The organism is Tepidibacter sp. Z1-5 (assembly GCF_037844525.1).
Lineage (GTDB): Bacteria > Bacillota > Clostridia > Peptostreptococcales > Peptostreptococcaceae > Tepidibacter_A.
In genome coordinates this window covers 1-19,973 of the sequence record NZ_JBBMMD010000008.1, presented here as the reverse complement: position 1 = coordinate 19,973, position 19,973 = coordinate 1, and the positions used below count along the sequence as shown (strand labels likewise).

General features: G+C 29.1%; 16 protein-coding genes and 1 rRNA gene. 11 read left to right on the top strand and 6 right to left on the bottom strand.

Annotation, left to right across the window (positions count from 1 at the left end; genetic code table 11):
* The first annotated feature begins 22 nt into the window (after positions 1–22).
* From WJW32_RS01985 to WJW32_RS01970, 4 genes are all read left to right on the top strand, one after another.
* Positions 23–2,242 (top strand): EAL domain-containing protein, encoded by a 2,220-nt coding sequence (locus WJW32_RS01985; protein ID WP_340254210.1) that lies wholly within the window; start codon positions 23–25, stop codon positions 2,240–2,242.
* A 475-nt stretch (positions 2,243–2,717) separates the two neighbouring features.
* Positions 2,718–4,064, top strand: coding sequence for a 2-isopropylmalate synthase (locus WJW32_RS01980; RefSeq protein ID WP_340254207.1), 1,347 nt, complete (start codon positions 2,718–2,720; stop codon positions 4,062–4,064).
* Between the two features lie 11 nt (positions 4,065–4,075).
* The gene (locus tag WJW32_RS01975) at positions 4,076–6,010 is read left to right on the top strand and encodes an aconitate hydratase (protein ID WP_340254204.1); all 1,935 of its coding nucleotides are present in this window, start codon (positions 4,076–4,078) and stop codon (positions 6,008–6,010) included.
* 1 nt (position 6,011) lies between these two features.
* Complete coding sequence (locus tag WJW32_RS01970; protein WP_340254201.1) at positions 6,012–7,007, top strand: isocitrate/isopropylmalate dehydrogenase family protein; 996 nt, start codon at positions 6,012–6,014, stop codon at positions 7,005–7,007.
* 130 nt (positions 7,008–7,137) lie between these two features.
* Here the strand turns inward: WJW32_RS01970 and WJW32_RS01965 are convergent, their stop codons facing one another.
* The gene (locus WJW32_RS01965; RefSeq protein WP_340254197.1) at positions 7,138–8,739 is read right to left on the bottom strand and encodes a peptide chain release factor 3; all 1,602 of its coding nucleotides are present in this window, start codon (positions 8,737–8,739) and stop codon (positions 7,138–7,140) included.
* Positions 8,740–9,118: 379 nt separating this feature from the next.
* Between WJW32_RS01965 and yjeM the strand changes: the two genes are divergently transcribed.
* Entirely contained in the window at positions 9,119–10,636 is a 1,518-nt protein-coding gene (yjeM, locus tag WJW32_RS01960) for a glutamate/gamma-aminobutyrate family transporter YjeM (protein WP_340254194.1), read from the top strand.
* A 21-nt stretch (positions 10,637–10,657) separates the two neighbouring features.
* Here the strand turns inward: yjeM and WJW32_RS01955 are convergent, their stop codons facing one another.
* Both WJW32_RS01955 and WJW32_RS01950 read right to left on the bottom strand, forming a co-directional pair.
* The gene (locus WJW32_RS01955; protein ID WP_340254191.1) at positions 10,658–11,413 is read right to left on the bottom strand and encodes an exonuclease domain-containing protein; all 756 of its coding nucleotides are present in this window, start codon (positions 11,411–11,413) and stop codon (positions 10,658–10,660) included.
* A gap of 186 nt (positions 11,414–11,599) precedes the next feature.
* Positions 11,600–11,863, bottom strand: a complete 264-nt coding sequence (locus WJW32_RS01950) for an MATE family efflux transporter (protein ID WP_340254188.1) — start codon at positions 11,861–11,863, stop codon at positions 11,600–11,602.
* A 131-nt stretch (positions 11,864–11,994) separates the two neighbouring features.
* Here WJW32_RS01950 and WJW32_RS01945 point away from each other — a divergent pair, with 131 nt between their 5' ends.
* Positions 11,995–12,294: an ATP-dependent Clp protease adaptor ClpS gene (locus WJW32_RS01945; protein ID WP_340254185.1), complete on the top strand. Its 300-nt coding sequence runs from the start codon at positions 11,995–11,997 to the stop codon at positions 12,292–12,294.
* A 4-nt stretch (positions 12,295–12,298) separates the two neighbouring features.
* A complete protein-coding gene (clpA, locus tag WJW32_RS01940; protein ID WP_340254182.1) occupies positions 12,299–14,527 on the top strand; it encodes an ATP-dependent Clp protease ATP-binding subunit ClpA in 2,229 nt (742 codons plus the stop codon).
* Between the two features lie 40 nt (positions 14,528–14,567).
* Here clpA and WJW32_RS01935 read toward each other — a convergent pair whose 3' ends face one another.
* Positions 14,568–15,251 (bottom strand): Crp/Fnr family transcriptional regulator, encoded by a 684-nt coding sequence (locus WJW32_RS01935; RefSeq protein WP_340254179.1) that lies wholly within the window; start codon positions 15,249–15,251, stop codon positions 14,568–14,570.
* A gap of 90 nt (positions 15,252–15,341) precedes the next feature.
* Between WJW32_RS01935 and WJW32_RS01930 the strand changes: the two genes are divergently transcribed.
* From WJW32_RS01930 to WJW32_RS01920, 3 genes are all read left to right on the top strand, one after another.
* Entirely contained in the window at positions 15,342–15,764 is a 423-nt protein-coding gene (locus WJW32_RS01930; protein ID WP_340254176.1) for a DMT family transporter, read from the top strand.
* A gap of 12 nt (positions 15,765–15,776) precedes the next feature.
* Positions 15,777–16,241, top strand: a complete 465-nt coding sequence (locus tag WJW32_RS01925) for a DMT family transporter (protein WP_340254173.1) — start codon at positions 15,777–15,779, stop codon at positions 16,239–16,241.
* Between the two features lie 195 nt (positions 16,242–16,436).
* Entirely contained in the window at positions 16,437–17,249 is an 813-nt protein-coding gene (locus WJW32_RS01920; protein WP_340254170.1) for a stalk domain-containing protein, read from the top strand.
* Positions 17,250–17,285: 36 nt separating this feature from the next.
* On the opposite strand, the gene WJW32_RS01915 is transcribed toward WJW32_RS01920, so the two are convergent.
* Positions 17,286–17,774 carry a DNA-deoxyinosine glycosylase gene (locus WJW32_RS01915; RefSeq protein ID WP_340254168.1) on the bottom strand — a complete coding sequence of 163 codons (489 nt, stop codon included), beginning with the start codon at positions 17,772–17,774 and terminating at the stop codon, positions 17,286–17,288.
* Between the two features lie 578 nt (positions 17,775–18,352).
* Complete coding sequence (locus WJW32_RS01910) at positions 18,353–19,450, bottom strand: ComEC/Rec2 family competence protein (RefSeq protein ID WP_340254166.1); 1,098 nt, start codon at positions 19,448–19,450, stop codon at positions 18,353–18,355.
* A gap of 215 nt (positions 19,451–19,665) precedes the next feature.
* On the opposite strand from WJW32_RS01910, the gene WJW32_RS01905 reads away from it, so the two are divergent.
* A 16S ribosomal RNA gene (locus WJW32_RS01905) occupies positions 19,666–19,973 on the top strand; the annotation flags it as partial.

Sequence of the window (19,973 nt, the reverse complement as noted above, 5' to 3'; positions counted from 1 at the left end):
TAAAGCGTCTAGGAGGTGTATTATGAAATCTAATAAAACAAAGTATTTAATTTTATTACTTATAGGGATTTCTTTATTGAATGGCTTTATTATTTATTTTGTTTATCAAAATTATAAAAAAGATACCTTATTAGAAACTGAGAATAATTTAATAGAAAGATCACAAAACTATTCGGTATTTATGCAAAATACAGTAGATCCATTGAAAGCTATTGTTAAAAATACAGGAATTTTATTATCTGATTTTCATTTTAATAATCCTAATGAAATGAAATCAATTTTTGACGAAACTATTAATGAAGTACCTCTTATATCTTCTATGTATTTTGTAAGTGAGAAAGATGGTAGTCAGATAACAGATAACAAAAATGTTAGTAATAAAGTTGATTTGAGGGATAGATCTTGGTATGTAAACACTACTCTTTCGGAAAATCCTACTATAACACCAGTATATACAGATATGACCAGCCAAAAGCCTGTTATAACGTTGACTTATGCTATTAGAAGAAATGGTGACTTAAAAGGTGTTATTGCAGCAGATATATTTTTAGAGGATATATATATAACTTTTGGTATCATTACACATACGGAAAATGTAGACCATTATATCGTTGATGTAAATGGAAACATTATCCTTCACCCTGAACATAAACTTTTGGGTTTCTCTATGTTTAATCCTAAAAAAAGTTATTTAGATCAATTTTCAGGTGATACAAAAAAAATGATGCGAGATTTGATAAAAATTTGGGATGAAAATAAGGAAAATTTATTAAAATCTCCTTCAGGACAAATATACTACAGTAATGCTTTGAAAGAAAAAACATACGGATATTTCAACAAAATTCCTCACACAAATTGGATAATCGTAAGTCGAATAAATTATGAAAAGGTAAAAATCAATAATTTTATTTATTTAATGAAGGTTTCAATCTTTGGATTTGTTATTTTAATAGGGTTAGGAATATTCATATATTTTGTATTTACTAAAATATATAATTTAGATGACTTAACTGGTATTTATGGAAGAAATAAGCTTTTACAAGTTTTAAAAAAAGAACCTAAGTCAGGTGGAAAAATCATTCTATTCATAGATATGTATAATTTCTCAACTATAAATGGAAATTATGGGAGTAAAGTAGGAAATGAGGTTATTAAGGAACTAACCGATATATTAAAAAACTATTTATATAATGATGGACTTTTGACCCATTCTAAAGCAGATCATTTTATATTTCTATTTAACACAGAAGATTGGGATAAGGCTCTTCAAAAGACAGAAGAACTTAATGAAAAATTAAAAGATTTAGCTGTGAAAATAGATAATCTTAATATAAATATCAATGCTTTTTTAGGTTTAACAAAATTAAATTCATTAGAAATGGAAGATTTGGATACGTCAATATTATTAATAGAAGATATTTTAAATTATTTAAAGAAAACAAATAAAAAGAATTTTTTAGTATTTCCTGATTCGCATGATCTAATTGAGATAAAAAAGCAAATAAATAATAAAAAAGAAGAACTCATAAAAGCCATGGAGGAAGATAGAATAGTTCCATTTTTTCAGCCAATCTACGATATAAAAGAAAATAAAATTGAAAAATTCGAAGTTCTTATGCGAATTAAAAATGGAGAAAATTATTTATCACCATTTCCTTACATAAAAGTAGCAGAAGAAAATAATTTAATAGGAAAGTTAGATTTAATGGTAATACAAAAGGCGTTAAAATATAAGAGTGAAGTTGATCCGAAAGATACAATTAAACTTTCTGTAAATGTTTCAGGCAGAGGCTTAAATGATGTAAAGTTTTTACCTAAAATAGTTCTTTTAATAGAACAATATAAAATAAAATACAAAAATATCATATTTGAAATCACCGAAACACAAAATATAGAAGATTTGGACCGCTTAATCAATACAATACACACTTTTAGAGAACTAGGGTTTGAGTTTTCTATAGATGATTTTGGAACAGGATTTTCTTCTATGCAATATTTAAAGCGTATTCCGGCAGCTTATTTAAAAATAGATGGTTCTTTCATAACAGATTTAAATGAGAATCAAGAAAATTTCTATCTTGTAAAATCTATTGTAAGCATGGCAAGGGCATTTAAAATGATTGTTATTGCAGAGTATGTAGAAAATGAAAAAATATTAAATACACTAAAAGAAATAGGGGTAGATTACGCACAAGGTTATTATATAGGAAAACCAAATAAATCTTTTATTATAACCAAATAAATTTAGTTTACCACTGTAGATATACATGAAAAAACTATCTAGATAAAGCTTTAAATTTATAAATTGTATAAATATATAGTGAGATTCTTTGGAATGGAATTGCAAATGAAGTTTAATTGATTAAAAGATGTAAATTAGGTAAAAAATGACCTCATTTACATCTTTTTTTTGCGTAAAATGAAATTTATACATAAAAAAATTGCATTTTCACTTGCAAACACAGAATGGGCATGTTAAAATATGAAATATGAAATGAACAAAAAATCATAAAAAGAAAATTCGAAATGGGTTTATATTATCTTATATTTCGAAATTGAAGAAAATAAAATTCGGAAAATGTTGAAAATAGACGATTTTAAGTGCGTCTTAAATTATAAAAACATAAAATGAAAATTGATGTAAAAATAAATCAAATGAAATATATTGATTGCAAAACTTCAAAAATATAAATGTAATTTGAGGGGGTTGGGTTATTATGAAAAGTTCTATTGTAAATTTGTCTAATTCAAATTATTTTAAAAATGTATTTCCGTATTCACAAATTCCTAGGGTAGAGTTTAATAATATTTTACTTCCTATGGAACTTCCTAATGATATATGGGTAACGGATACAACTTTTAGAGATGGTCAACAGTCTATGACTTCTTTTAGTGTTGATCAAATACTTAAGTTATATGATTATCTGCATAAGATAGATAATGAATCAGGTATTATTAGACAATCGGAATTTTTCCTTTATTCAAAAAAGGATAGAAAGGCAGTTTCAAAGTGTATGGACAGAGGATACAACTTCCCTGAAATAACTTCATGGATTAGAGCTAACAAAGAGGATTTAAAATTGGTTAAAGAAATGGGAATTAAAGAAACTGGAATGCTTATGTCGTGTTCTGATTATCATATATTTAAGAAATTAAAAACTACGAGAGAAAAGGCCCTCAATATGTATTTAGACATTGCAAGGGAGGCTATTGAAAATGGAATAGTACCAAGATGTCATCTTGAGGATATAACTAGAGCTGATTTTTATGGATTTGTAGTTCCGTTAGTTAAATCTTTGATGGATTTATCAAAAGAATCTGGAGTTGAAGTGAAGATAAGAGCTTGTGATACATTAGGTGTTGGGATTTCTTATACAGGAACATCGCTTCCAAGAAGTATACCAGCTATTATACATGGACTTAGAAATGAATGTAATGTTTCGTCTAAGTCTATAGAGTGGCATGGACATAATGATTTTTATTCTGTTGTAACAAATTCTGTTTCAGCTTGGATGTATGGGGCCTCTTCTATAAATACTACTTTATTCGGTATAGGAGAAAGAACAGGTAACTGTCCTATAGAAGCTATGCTCGTAGCTTATGGTCAATTAAAGGGTGATATTAAGAATATGAATCTTAAAATTTTATCTGAGGTTAGTGAGTATTTTCAAAAAGAAATGAACTATAATATTCATCCACAAACTCCTTTTGTTGGAAGTGAATTTAATGTAACAAAAGCTGGAATACACGCTGATGGGATATTAAAGGATGTAGAAATATATAATTCTTTTGATACGGAGAAAATATTAAATAGACCAATTGTAGTATCTGTTAATCAATACTCAGGAGTAGCTGGTATTGCAGCTTGGATTAATACTTATTTTAGATTGAGCGAAGGTCAAAAAATATCTAAGACGGATGAGAGAATATATCCTATTAAAAGATGGGTAGATGATCAGTACTTAGGTGGAAGAACTTCGGTTATATCAAACGAGGAATTAAAGAAAATAACTTATATGTACTTACCACATATAGAACAAATAGAGAAAACAGAGGCGGTTTAAGGAGGGGTAATATGAATTTTACAGTAGCTCAAAAAATCATAAGTAATCATATTGTCAGTGGAGAGTTTAAAAAGGGAAGTGAAATTGGAATAAGAATAGATCAAACGTTGACACAGGATTCTACAGGAACGATGGCTTATCTTCAACTTGAAAATATGGGTATTGATAGGGTTAAAACTAAAAAATCGATAGCTTATATAGATCATAATATACTTCAAGCAGGACCGGAAAATGCAGATGATCATTTATACATTCAGACGGTTGCTAAAAAGTATGGTATATATTTTTCAAAACCTGGTAATGGAATATGTCATCAGGTTCATCTTGAAAGATTTGGAGTTCCAGGTCAAACTCTTCTTGGATCTGATAGTCATACTCCTACTTGTGGAGGAATTGGTATGTTGGCTATTGGAGCAGGAGGGCTTGATGTCGCGGTTGCCATGGCTGGTGGGGAATATTACATCAAGACTCCTGATGTAGTAAAGGTTGAATTAATAGGAAAACTAAACAAAGGGGTATCTGCAAAAGACATAATACTAGAGGTGTTAAGAAGATATACAGTAAAAGGTGGAGTTAACAAGATATTTGAATATTGTGGTGAAGCCTTAAAGTATTTAAGTGTTCCACAAAGGGCAACTATTACCAATATGGGAGCTGAACTTGGAGCTACAACATCTATATTTCCATCAGATGAAGTGACTTATAAATTTTTAAAGGCTCAGGGACGAGAAGAGGACTATGTTGAGATATTAGCTGATGAAGAAGCTATATATGATGAATTTATAGTTATAGATTTAGATAAACTAAAACCTTTGGCAGCATGTCCTCATAGCCCTGATAATGTAGTAGATGTTTGTGAACTTAAAGATATAAAGGTAAATCAAGTTGCAATAGGAAGTTGTACTAACTCATCTTTAGTAGATATGATGAAGGTCGCTGAAATTCTAGATAATAAAACTATTGCTGAACATGTATCACTTGTTATATCGCCAGGATCAAAACAAGTATTAAATATGCTCGCTGCAAATGGAGCTTTAGCAAAGATGGTATCTGCAGGTGCTAGAATATTGGAATCTGCATGTGGACCTTGTATAGGAATGGGTCAGGCTCCAAGTACTGGAGGGGTATCACTTAGAACCTTTAATAGAAATTTCAAGGGAAGATCTGGAACAACATCTGCTGATATATATATAGTAAGTCCTGAGGTTGCTGCTGTATCTGCTATAACAGGATATCTAACAAGTCCTGAAGATATAGATAATACAGAAATTTCTATGCCTGATAAGTTTTTGATAAATGATAATTTAATCGTGCCTCCTGCTAAAGAAGGAGAAGAGATTGATATAATAAAAGGTCCTAACATTAAGGATTTTCCAAAAACAGAGCCTTTAAAAGATATATTAAAAGGGAAAATACTATTAAAGGTAGATGATAATATAACAACTGATCATATTATGCCATCGAATGCAAAGTTACTTCCGTATAGATCAAATATTCCTTATTTATCTGAATACTGCTTTAAGCCATGTGATTCTGATTTTCCTAGTAGAGCAAAAGAGTTTAAAGGAGGATTCATATTAGGAGGGTCGAATTATGGTCAAGGATCTAGTCGTGAACATGCGGCATTAGCACCATTGTATCTTGGAATTAAAGCTGTGATTGCAAAGTCTTTTGCTAGAATACACAAGCAAAACCTTATAAATAATGGTATACTTCCTTTAACTTTTACAAACGACAAAGACTATGATGATATAGATTTGATGGATGAAATTCTAATTGAAGATAATTTCAAAAATCTAGATGAAGGAGTATTTATACTAAAGAATTTAACTAAAGACAATGAATATAAAGTGAATTTAGATATAACAAGTAGACAAAAGAAAATGATATTAGCAGGTGGCCTTCTGAACTTGATAAAAGAAAACAATGATATAGGGGGAAAATAATATGTCAAATAAGATAACATTAATTCCTGGGGATGGAATAGGACCTGAAGTAATATATGCTACAAAGGATATTATAGATAAAAGTGGTGCTGATATTGAATGGGAAATACTAAATGCTGGTTTGTGCGTAATGGATGAATATAATACACCTTTGCCGGATGCGGTTGTTGAAAGTATAAAAAATAATAAAGTGGCCTTAAAGGGTCCTATAACAACTCCTATAGGAACAGGGTTTAGAAGTGTCAATGTAGGTTTAAGACAAAAACTTAATTTATATGCAAATATAAGACCTATTAAATCTTACGAAGGTATAGACACACTTCACAAGAATGTTGATTTCGTAATTGTAAGAGAGAACACGGAAGGGCTTTATATTGGTATAGAACACAAAGTGGGTGATGATGCTTGCGAAAGTATCAAAATAATAACTAAAAAAGCATCTGATAGAATCGTTAAATTTGCATTTGAACTTGCTAAAAAAGAAAATAGAAAAAAAGTAACTGCAACTCATAAAGCAAATATAATGAAGTTATCAGATGGATTGTTTTTAAAATGTGCAAAAGATGTAGCAAAAGATTATGATATAGAATTTGAAGATGTTATAGTAGATGCTATGAGTATGAAACTTGTTATGAATCCACAAAATTACGATGTAGTAGTTGCACCTAACTTATACGGGGATATTTTATCGGACATGAGTTCTGGGTTAATAGGAGGACTTGGTATGGCTCCTGGTGCAAATATTGGAGAAGATATAGCTGTATTTGAACCAGTTCATGGATCAGCACCAGATATAGCAGGTAAAAACTTAGCTAACCCTATATCATGCATATTAACAGGAGTTATGATGCTTAAATATATAGGTGAGAATGATGCTGCTTTAAAAATTGAATCTGCACTCGAAAAGGTATTTAAGCAAAAGGATAAATTGACTAAGGATTTAGGTGGTACATTAGGGACTAAAGAATTTGCACAGGCTGTTATAGAAAATATGTAGATGTGAATAATGTGAAAAAAGAACGAGAATTCTTTAGTCTAAAGAATTCTCGTTCTTTTTTATTTATTTCTATTTATAAAGAAATTATATAATTTTCAATCTAAGCTATGCGTTATTAATGAAGCGAAGACTAATATATAGAAGTTTCGCTTAAAACCAATCCTTCATTTCTAGTTACTAATTGAGTAGGAGACCACTCACTTTGGAATAAGAATGCAGGATTTTTATCCTTATCTTCAACAAGAATAGTATCCATTGTCATAGACATATTATGAGAATCAAAGCTTCCAGTTTCAGCCCAACGTATAAAACGGTAAGGAAGTGTTTGCATTGTTATATCAACATTGTATTCATTTTTCAATCTATATTCTAATACTTCAAGTTGTAAAACACCTACAACACCTACTATAAGTTCTTCCATACCTATATTAGGACGCTTATAAACCTGAATAGCACCTTCCTCTGATATCTGAGTAATTCCCTTTAAAAATTGTTTTCTCTTTAAAGAATTTAGAGTAGAAATTCTAGCGAAATGCTCAGGAGCAAATTGAGGAATTCCTTTGTATTGTAATTTCGATTGTTTTTGAGATAAAGTGTCTCCTATATTAAATATTCCGGGATCGTGTATACCTATTATATCTCCAGGATAAGCCGAATCCACAATAACACGATCTTGCGCTACGAATTGTTGAGGTTGCGCAAGTTTAACTTTTTTACCTCTTTGAACATGGTTTACTGTCATACCTTTTTCGAATTTACCAGAACATATTCTTAAAAAAGCTATTCTATCTCTATGAGCTTTATCCATATTAGCTTGAATTTTGAATATAAATCCTGAAAAATTATCAGATTCAGTATCTATAATTCCCATATTACTATCACGAGGTGTTGGTGGTGTAGTTATATCAAGGAATGACTCAAGGAATGGCTCAACACCAAAGTTTGTAAGAGCACTTCCGAAAAATACTGGAGTAAGTTCTCCTTTTAATATCTGATCTAAATCAAATTCATCTCCAGCAACATCTAATAGTTCTATATCGTTTAAAAGTTGTTCGTGAAGTCCATTACCTAATAGCTCAGTAAATTTTTCATCATCCACTTTTCCAACTACAGACTTAGCTATAGATTGTCCATGATTTCCATCGTTGAATAATTCTATTTGATCCTTTTGACGATTAAATACTCCCTTAAACTCTTTACCTGATCCTATTGGCCAGTTAACAGGACAAGAACGGATTCCTAAAACATTCTCAAGATCTTCCATTAATTCAAAAGGATCCTTTCCTTGTCGATCCATCTTATTTATGAAGGTAAAAATTGGAATTCCTCTCATCTTACAAACTTGGAATAATTTTTTTGTTTGTGCTTCGACACCTTTTGCAGAGTCTATAACCATTACAGCACTATCTGCTGCCATAAGAGTTCTATAAGTGTCCTCACTAAAGTCCTGATGTCCAGGGGTATCTAGTATATTGATACAAAAATTATTGTACTCAAATTGAAGTACACTCGATGTAACAGATATACCTCTTTGTTTTTCTATTTCCATCCAGTCAGATACAGCATGCTTTTGAGATCTTCTAGACTTAACAGATCCAGCTTGGTGAATTGCTCCTCCGTATAATAAGAATTTTTCAGTTAATGTAGTCTTTCCGGCATCGGGATGGGAAATGATTGCAAATGTTCTTCTTCTTCTAACCTCATCGATAAAGCTTAAATTTTGTTGTGACATTTTAAAACTCCTCTATTATAAATTTATCCGAAACTAAGAGTTATAATAATCCCTACTCTTAACGTTGGAAATGAGAACTCTACAGCTTCTAGATTAGTTTGCCCATAGGGTACATACGAAACTAAATCAGTTAAAATAAAACTTGATTTCAACTGAATGTAAGTTTGACTTTAGAGTATATTTACATAAAAGCCTAACATTATGATGTTATAACTTTATTGAGAAACTGTCAATTGATATTTAACATATAATATAGAAATAAGTATATAAAAAAAACTATATGAATAAAAAAAACAATACAAAAATATTGATTTTTATATAGATTGTTATATAATAAACTTGTAAACTATTTAAAATAAAAATCAAAAGGAGGAAAATTATGGCGTCTAATACTAAAAATACTCAAAAACTGACATTAATATCTTTGATTTTAATGATCTTCACATCTGTATTCGGATTTAACAATATTCCGAGATCTTTTTATTTAATGGGATATGGTGCTATTCCGTGGTATATATTATCGGCTATAACGTTTTTTATACCATATGCATTTATGATGGCGGAATATGGTGCCGCGTTTAAAAATGAAAAAGGCGGAATATATTCTTGGATGTCGATATCTGTTGGACCAAAATATGCGTTCGTAGGAACGTTTATGTGGTATGCATCTTACGTAATTTGGATGGTAAATGTTGCATCTGGAATATGGGTAGTGTTCTCAAATGCAATATTTGGAACGGATACTACAGCAGGATGGTCTGTATTTGGGCTTTCAGCAACTCAAACGCTAGGTGTATTAGCTGTTATATGGATGATATTTGTAACGGTTGTATCTAGTAAAGGACTTGATAAGATAAGAAAAATCACTTCTATAGGTGGAACTGCAGTTGCACTACTTAATGTAGTTTTAATAGTAGGTGCTATACTTGTTTTAATAGGAACTGGTGGAAAACTAGCTCAACCTATACATAATGCTAGTGCATTTGTAAAATCTCCAAATGCAATTTATTCAAACCCTGTATCTGTGCTTTCATTCCTTGTATTTGCTATATTTGCATATGGGGGAATAGAAGCTATTGGAGGTCTTGTAGATCAAACTGAAAATGCGGAAAAGACATTTCCAAAAGGTGTTGCAATTTCAGCTATTATAATCGCTGTAGGATATGCTATAGGTATATTCTTTGTAGGCGTATTTACTAACTGGAATGATGTTTTATCTACTGATGCTGTTCACATGGGTAATGTAGGATATGTTGTTATGAATAATCTTGGATACCAAATAGGACAAGCATTTGGGGTAAGTCAAGGAATATCTGTTCAAATGGGAAATTGGATGGCTAGGTTCACAGGTATTTCTATGTTGCTTGCATTAACTGGAGCATTCTTTACATTAACTTATTCTCCATTGAAACAATTAATAGAAGGTACACCTAAAGAATTATGGCCAGAAAAAATTACTGAAACTAAGGATAGTATGCCTGTTAATGCTATGTGGATTCAATGTATTATAGTTAGTATAATAATACTTCTTGTATCTTTTGGAGGAGATACAGTTTCTAAATTCTTTGTAATATTAGTGGCTATGACTAATGTGGCTATGACTATACCGTATATGTTTGTAGCAGGAGGATTTTATTCATTTAAGAAAAATAAAGAAATTGCAAAGCCATTTGAGGTATATAAGAGCGAAAAAACTTCTCGTATAGCTATGGTTATAGTAATATTTACTATTGGATTTGCAAACTTTTTCTCTATAATACAGCCTGCGATGAATGGAGATATGATGACTACTATTTGGAGTGTTGCGGGACCTATATTCTTCTCGGTAGTAGCATTGGTAATGTATTCTAGATATGAAAAAAAAATGAGGCTACAAAAAAATAAAGTATCAGCATAATAAAAAGACTCATGATTAAATTTAATCATGAGTCTTTTTTTCGATATCTATACTAAATTGATTTGTCTTTCCCATCATATAAGCAAGCTTTATAATTTTTTTTTCGTGTCTAGTCATTTTCCTAGAATACATCTTTTCAAATTGTCTAAATAAAGCGTTCATATCAACTTTTTGCTTTGCACTATTAGATCTTGCCGTTCTACTTGTATCATACGTTTCTGGAAGTATATTTTTATTGTATATGATTTTGAATACTTCACTTGTATAATAAGAATCATTAAAAGCATTATGAAATTCTTTGTAAAGTGGTATTTTGAAAGTATCTACTGCTTTTTGAAGTCCAACGCTAAAGCCCTTTGTGAATTTGAGATGTTTGGTAGCGTGATATTGAACATCTATATATTTTTTATTAATTGGGAAGTTTAATTCATGGTAACGAATATTTCTAAATAGTTCTTTAAGATCGACCTTTCCCCATACACAAAAAATACTCGAATCATCTACGAAGTCTAAAAAATCCTTGTAAACCTTAGGAAAGTAATCTGCTTTATTTAATTGATTCATATCTATATTAGTGAGATCTTCTATATAAGGATTTAAAGTTGGATATACTGTAGGTCTTACGAGCCTATCGAAGGTAGCTACTGTATTAAAATTCTCGTCTAATTTAATTGCACCTATTTGAATTATTTCAAATGGACATTTATACGCGTCTTTTACAGTATTTTTAATTGATTTTGTTTGATTGAATTCTAAGTCATATATTATGTAATTCATTTTTATTACTCCTAACTGTATAGAGTTGGTTTTAGTTTTTCACTAGATACAGTGAAAAATACGTATACATAGTATTATACATTAAATATAAGGAGTATAGTATTATTTGTATATTTAAATATGATGGTCCTACATTTTGAATTAATAAATCAATACATATAAGTGCTTTTATATTTTTGATAAATATTATGGAAATAAATGTGGGAATAAGCATACTTTTAGTGGAAAATAATATACACCTGTACCCATCATTATACTAAAGCCCAAAATAACATTAAAAATAGGTAAAATTATGTTTATGCTAGCCAAAGCATCTGGACTAGTAAGGTTTGAAATGAATATTCCATCTATAATTGTATAAAGAGATATAAAAACCATAGATATAACTGTTTGAGCTACAAATTTTAAAAATTCTTTGAATGTAAATTTTTTAGAAAATAAATAATCCATAATAACCTCCTATAATTAATACCAATATATAGTATAATAATATGTATAGTAACTATACAGTCAATACTTTAACTAAAAAAGTCTACAAAATTACTTAAACAGAATTACTTATTGAAATTGGAGGCATAAACATGGAAACTAACATTATAACTAAACAAAAAAGTGAGATCAAAATAAAAAAGCCAAAACATTATAAAGTGATTATGCATAATGATGATTATACGACTATGGAATTTGTAGTATATGTACTTATTAATATATTTAATAAAAAAATTGAGGTTGCAAATAAAATAATGATTGATGTACATAAAAAGGGAATTGGAATTGCTGGAGTATATCCTTATGATATTGCAGCTACTAAGGTTTCAATAGCCATGGATATGGCAAAAGAAGAGGGATTCCCTTTTAAACTTACTATTGAAGAGGAGTAAAAATATGAATATAACAAATATAGTAAATGACGTGATATTAAAGGCTTATGAAGAAGCAAAAATAAATAATTGTGAATATGTTACAGTAGAACACTTGCTTTATGTGTCTTTATATTACTATAAAGTTATAGATTCCTTAAGGGAATGTGGAGCGAATATAGATGAATTAAAAAATAATTTAAAGATATATATAGACGAATATATAAGTAAGGTAGATGATTTTGAACCCTTAGAAAGTGTAGGGTTTCAGCAAGTTATTATAATTGCAAATGCTCAAGTTGAAAGCTGTGGGAAAGATATTATAGATATAGAACATCTATTAGCAGCTATATACAATTTAGAGGATAGTTATGCTAAATACTACTTACTAGATCAAGGAGTTACAAAGAGAGATTTAGTATATAATTTGGGAAATAGTATTGAAAATGAGTATGAGTTAGCAGATGAAGAATATGATGATTATGATACTAAAGAGGAAATAAAAAATGAATTTGAGATAGATAAGTATACTTTAAACCTTACTGAAATTGAAAATAACGAAAAAAGCGATCCTCTTATAGGCAGAGAAGATATACTAAATAGAACTATTCAGATACTTTGTAGAAGAAATAAGAATAATCCTATTCATATAGGTGAACCTGGTGTTGGAAAGACATCCATTACACTTGGACTTGCAAAATTGATTATTGAAGGAAACGTTCCTGATAAGCTTAAAAAAGCTGAGATATTTTCATTGGATATAGGTGCTATGTTATCTGGAACAAAGTACAGAGGAGATTTTGAAGAAAGGATAAAAAAGGTACTAGATAATATAAAAAAACATGAAAATCCTATAGTATATATAGATGAAATTCACAATATAGTAGGAGCTGGAGCGTTAAGTGGATCTTCATTAGATGCATCTAATTTATTAAAACCTTATCTATTGGATGGAAAAATTAGATTTATAGGTGCGAGTACTTTTGATGAGTATAAGAAGTACTTTGAAAAAGATAAAGCATTAAATAGAAGATTTCAAAAGATAGAAATTAAGGAGCCATCTGCAAAGGAAACAATAGAAATAATAAATGGTCTAAAAAAGAATTATGAAAATTTTCATAATGTAAGATATACAGAAGAAGCTATAAAAAGTGCTGTAGTTCTCAGCGATAAATATATAAATGATAAATTTTTACCTGATAAGGCTATTGATATAATAGATGAAGCTGGGGCTTATGCTAGAATAAGTTGTTGTAATGAAGAAGAAATAATTATAGATGAAAATATGATTGAGAAGATAGTATCTAAGGTTTGTAATATACCTAAACAGACTGTAGAATCAAATGAAATAAATTCTCTTAAAAACTTAGAAAAAGTTTTAAAAAGCAATGTATTTGGACAAGATGAGGCTATTAAAGAGGTTACAAGATGTATTAAGATGTCAAGAGCTGGACTGAATGAAGATAATAAGCCTGTTGCATGTATGCTATTTGTAGGTCCTACTGGCGTTGGAAAGACTGAAGTAGCTAAAAATATATCTAAAACTTTAGGAATAGAGCTTATAAGGTTTGATATGAGTGAATATACAGAAAAGCATTCCGCTTCTAAACTAATAGGAGCACCTCCTGGATATGTAGGTTATGAAGAAGGAGGATTACTTACAGATTCTATTAGAAAAAAACCTCATTGCGTTTTACTTTTAGATGAGATAGAAAAAGCTCATACAGATATATTAAATGTATTACTTCAGGTTATGGATAATGCAACTCTTACTGATAATCAAGGAAGAAAATCTGACTTTGAAAATGTGATAATAATAATGACTTCAAATGCAGGTGCTAAAGATATTGGGAAAAATTTTGTGGGATTTGGGGATAGATGTATGAATTCACAGGCTATAGATGATGAAGTAAAGAAAATATTTAGCCCAGAGTTTAGAAATAGACTTAATAAAATAGTTAAATTCAATCATGTGGACGATGATATGGCAGTTAATATAGCTAAAAAAGAACTTGAAAAATTCAAACAAAAGTTAAATAAAAAGAATATATCGATTGATTTTGAAAATTCTTGTGTTGAATATATATCTAAAAAAGGAGTATCAAAAGAGTTTGGAGCTAGAGAAATTATAAGGCTTATAGATTCGAGATTAAAACCGTTGCTTGTAGATGAGATTTTATTTGGAGATTTAAGCAAAGGTGGAAAGTGTATGGTAGAAGTAATTAATGGGGAGTTTAAAATTGATATATTGTAGATGAAGAAGTATAAAAGCTCAGACTTAGCAGTGTGAGCTTTTATACTATATATATATTCTTAGATAATTTTCTTAACTCTTCTTCTTTTAGTATATATATTGTTTTGTCATAGCATTTTATAATTCCCTGAGATTCAAGCTTGTTAAAGGTTCTATTTAGATGTCTATAAGTTGTACCGAGAAACTGAGCGATTTCTTTAAATGATGAATTAAGCTGTATATAATCCTTATCTGTTATATGTTCTACTATATAACTAGATAACCTGTTTATAAGAGGGTACATAAGGTTATAGGAACTATTATTACCAATGGCATCTAGTTTTTGACTTAGTGAATTTATTATATGCTTTAAAAACTTAGGGTTATCACAGTAACTATCTCTTAATATTTTGGAAGGAAGTGCTATTAGGTGTGTATTTTCAATTGCTTCAACATTGCAACGAACAGGTACATTATTTAAAAGCTCTACATCACCTAATGAATCAAAATCTGTATAAAACCTCAGCAATATAGATTTACCGTTTTCTAAAAGATATGATATTTTTATTTTTCCATCTACAAATAAATAATAATAATCGAGTTCGTAGTCCGCTTGAAGTATATGTTCGTTTTTTTCATAGTAATGAAGTTGGGCGTATTTTAATATAGTATCGTCGAATATATTTTTTATATTATGTTTAACAATATATTTATTTAAAAGAGTATTGTTCAAAATTTTTTTCATAAATCCTCCTTGTATGACATATGTCATATTCGTATTTACATAAATATGATAAGTTATTTATAAAGGATTGTAAAGTGTGGAGGGATTTATATGTATAAAAATTTAGGGATTATAACGGGTATTATATTAGCTATAATGCTTTTCTTTAATGGAATGTTGGCTAGTATAACAGGACCTTATATGAGCACTCTTATATTTCATGTTGTAGGACTTATAATTATTATGATGATTTCAATTGGAACAAAGAATAAGTTGCCTAATATAACAAAAATACCTGTGTTATTTTTATTACCTGGAGTACTTAGTGTTTTAACTATACTTTTAAATAACATTTGTATTCCCCAAATAGGGGTAACTCTTGTTGTAGGAATTAGCTTGTTTGGACAGCTTATGATGTCTAATGTAGTAGATCATTTTGGAATGTTTGGAATGCCGGTAAATAAGTTTAAGAAAGAAAAAATAATAGGTTTTTCTATTATTTCACTTGGAATAATATTTATGATTATAATGTAGTGGGGTGATTTCATGTATATATTATTGTCATTTCTAACGGGTATATCAATAGTTATAAATATGATGATAAATGGGAAACTTGCTCAAAAAGAAGGAATGGTAAATGGGGTTGTTATAAATTATTCGATGGCTACATTAACGTCTATTATAATATGTTTTGTAATGAAAAATTCTATGCCATCTTTAAGTGTTATTAAGTTTGTTCCTATAAATTATCTTTTTGGTGGATTTATTGGGGTTTTGGCAATTTACTTATTCAACACTATAGTACCTCAAATTCCTGCAGTATATGTAGTTATACTTCCATTTATAGGTCAAATACTTACAAGTGCTATTATAGACTATATATATTTAGATGTTTTTTCTAAAGGAAAAATAATCGGGGGTATATTATTTCTTATAGGCCTTGTGTATAATGCAAAAGTAGATAAAAAATATGAAAAAGAAAATGAGTGTGTACTGGACATTAAAGTCTAGTGCATGCTCATTTTTATATAAAAGGAATAATATTAAATAAATAAACACATTATATAAGGGTGGCGGTTTAGATTTGACAAAAAAGCAAAAAATATTATAATATGATAATGTTAGACAAAAAAGACGATAATATGACTTCTTGTCAGAGTATTTAAATTTTAACATCTAGATAAAAATAAGAAAGTGGGTTATTTAATGAAAAAAAAGCTAAGGATAATCCTTTGCACAATGATTATTATATCTTTACATATAAGTTCATGCTTTGCGCTTGAAGTAGAAGTTAGTGTGAAGATAAATGATAATTACGTAAAAAGTGATCAAAAGAATATACTGATTAACGATACAGTATTTGTACTTGCAAGATTTGTTGCTGAGGCTTTAAATGGACAAGTTACATGGAATGAAGCTACTAAAAGTATTATAATTGATTATGAAGGAAAGAAAATGAAATTAACAGCAGATAGTGATATAGCATACATAGATTCAAAAGAATATAAGCTAGATTCAAAGCCTTTTTTAAGAGGTGGAAGAATATATATACCGATTAGGTTTATTTCTGAAAATTTAAACTGTGATATTAATTGGGTACACGAGACTTTTACTGTGGATATAAAAAAAGAAAGTCTAGTAGTTTCTGAAGAAAAATTTGAACAAAGACCGTATACAGATGAAGAAATGAGATTACTTGCAAAAATTATACAGGTAGAATCGGGAAATACAAAGCTAGACGGTCGATTAGGAGTTGCTAATGTAGTTCTTAATAGAGTTAAGAGTGATAGATTTCCAAATGATATAAAAGGAGTAGTATATCAACGAGGACAGTTTCCGCCAGCGCATAAAGCATCATTTAAAACTTTAAAACCGAGTAATTTAAGTAATATAGCAGCAAAAAAAGCACTTGAAGGTGTAAATAATGTTGAAAATTGCTTGTTTTTTAATTCAAAACCTTTTAAGAGTAAGAAAAAAGATTTATACAAAATAATAAATGGTGAATATTTTTACAAATAAAAAAATGAGAATCAGGAAGAACTGATTCTCATTTTTTTATATAACATTTTTGATTATACTCCAATTATCTAATTTGTATTCAAACTTTTTAGTATTAGCAGGACTCGTAGATTCTAATCTTTGAAATTTAATATTTTCAAAATTGAATCCGATCTTCTTTTTAAACACGTTGTATGCTTTTAATCCATTAAAAAATACATACTTTATATTTGGGTAATTCTTAAACAGAGATTCAAAATCATTAGCTTGTTCCATTTTAATATTTGAATCAAGGCTTCCTTCACGATAACATGATTGTATAACATCCCATAGAGCAATATTATTTTTTTTCAAAAATAATATTTTGCCATTATAACTATCATCAATAGGTGTATTGAATAATGAGTAAATTATTTTCCAAAATTGATTTTGAGAGTATGCATAATATTGATGTTGTCTTAATGATTCTTTCCCAGGAATAGAGCCAAGTATTAAAATCTTAGATTCTGAGTTTACTATAGGCAAAAATGATTCTATATTTGACAAGTTTAATCACTCCAATAAAATTTATATTATTTAAAGATTATACCCAATAATTAAATTATATAACTTTAGAATTTTATTGGATATTTTTTCCTTGAAATGATATTATAATGTTGGAGTTGAAAAAAGTAGGATATAAAATTTAGAACTAGCATATTAGGTTGATATTATAATGGAATACTAAGAATAATAGAATGATTGCAATAACGAATATAAAGGATAAAAAGTATAACAAAAAATTATGTGGAATATTATTAAATTAAGTAAGGGGGACATTTAATGAGTAGAGTATATAAAAAAATAAAAAATAAAAAAAGATTGGATAGAAAAAGAAAGAAGGTATTAGTAACGAGTTTACTTATTGTATTGGGGATATATATATGTCTTAAATTTATATAATATAAGAAATTTGATTCATGCTATATAAAAAAATATACACTTCTTGGAGGGAAGTGTATAAAAATAAAATGTTGGTATTAAAAGTACAAAAGTACTGATTATGAGATGTTTTATCCTGTGATTATGTAATTAGACAAAAAGGTCTAAAATCCTTTAAAAATATTAAAAAAATATTAATTTAATTAAAGATTACATTTAGAACAAGGTGTATAGGATTTTTGCGCTTCTTCTAAGCTTATAGAGATTGTAGTGCTTTTTAAAGAACTACAATTTTTTTTATGATATTTTTTACCCGTTTTCGTGATGTATACGTATTGGATAGGATACACAACATCTCTAGCAATTGCATTTGTTGTTGAGGTTTTATCTATAACTATATTATTGCCATCTGATGTAACTATTATATTTCCTAACTCATCAGTTCTATAGGTTTTAATGTTTTGAGAATTTAGTCTATCCAAAGTCTCTTGAGTAGGATGATGATATTTGTTGTTTTTTCCCACTGAGATCACAGCATATTTTGGAGATACTGACTTTAAAAATGGTAAAGAAGTAGAACTATTACTTCCGTGATGACCCACTTTTAACAAATCTGATTTCAAATCGTATCCTAAAGATAGAATTTCGTTTTCACAAAAATCTTCACAATCTCCTGTGAATAAGAATGAATTGTTTTTGTATGTGAGTTTTAATACTACTGAATAATTATTTAAGTCATCATACTGGGAATTATTTGGTGAAATTATTTCGCATTTTGTATCTCCTAAAAAAAATGATTTGCCAGCTACAGCAGGTGTTATACTAAGTTTCTTATTTTTTATAGATAACAAAACATCTTTATAAGTTTTTGTTGTAGATGTAACTTTTGGCAAAATCACTTTACTTACATTAAAATTATTAATAACGGCATCGAGTCCTCCAATATGGTCTTCGTGTGGATGTGTTCCTATTACATAATTAATAGTATTTATACCTTGAGATCTAATGTAGTTTACAACTAAATCTGAATCATCGTTATTACCAGCGTCTATTAACATAGTGTTATTATTTGAATCTTGAATAAGTATAGAATCAGCTTGCCCTACATCTATAAAATGGATTTTTATAATATCATCTACATTATTTGATTTTGTACTATCTTGTGTGTTGAACTTTTCTTCTTTATATTTCTTGAACTCATTATCTGAAATATTTGTATTAGAAGAGGAACACGCTGTAAAAAAGATTGTAAATACAATAAGTAATATTAGACTCATTATTTTTTTTGATTGTTTGAACATAATACCCTCCTTGTCATATAGTCGTAAATAAATTGTATAGAACGAATATTCGACTGATAATTACAAAAACCTTTAAAAAAACACAATAAAAATCAAAAAAATATTTTTAAAATATAAAATAGGGGTTGACGAATAATTAAATAGCTGATATATTATTACTTGTCCTCAACAACGAGGCAAATACGAAACACACGAAGTGAAANACTGACAAACTTTTATTTAAGAGTTTGATCCTGGCTCAGGATGAACGCTGGCGGCGTGCCTAACACATGCAAGTCGAGCGGAGATTAAGAAGCTTGCTTCTTAATCTTAGCGGCGGACGGGTGAGTAACGCGTGGGTAACCTGCCCTATACACACGGATAACATATCGAAAGATATGCTAATACGAGATAATACATTTTTAAGGCATCTTAAAAATGTCAAAGATTTTATCGGTATAGGATGGACCCGCGTCCCATTAGCTAGTTGGTGAGGTAAAAGCTTACCAAGGCGACGATGGGTAGCCGACCTGAGAGGGTGATC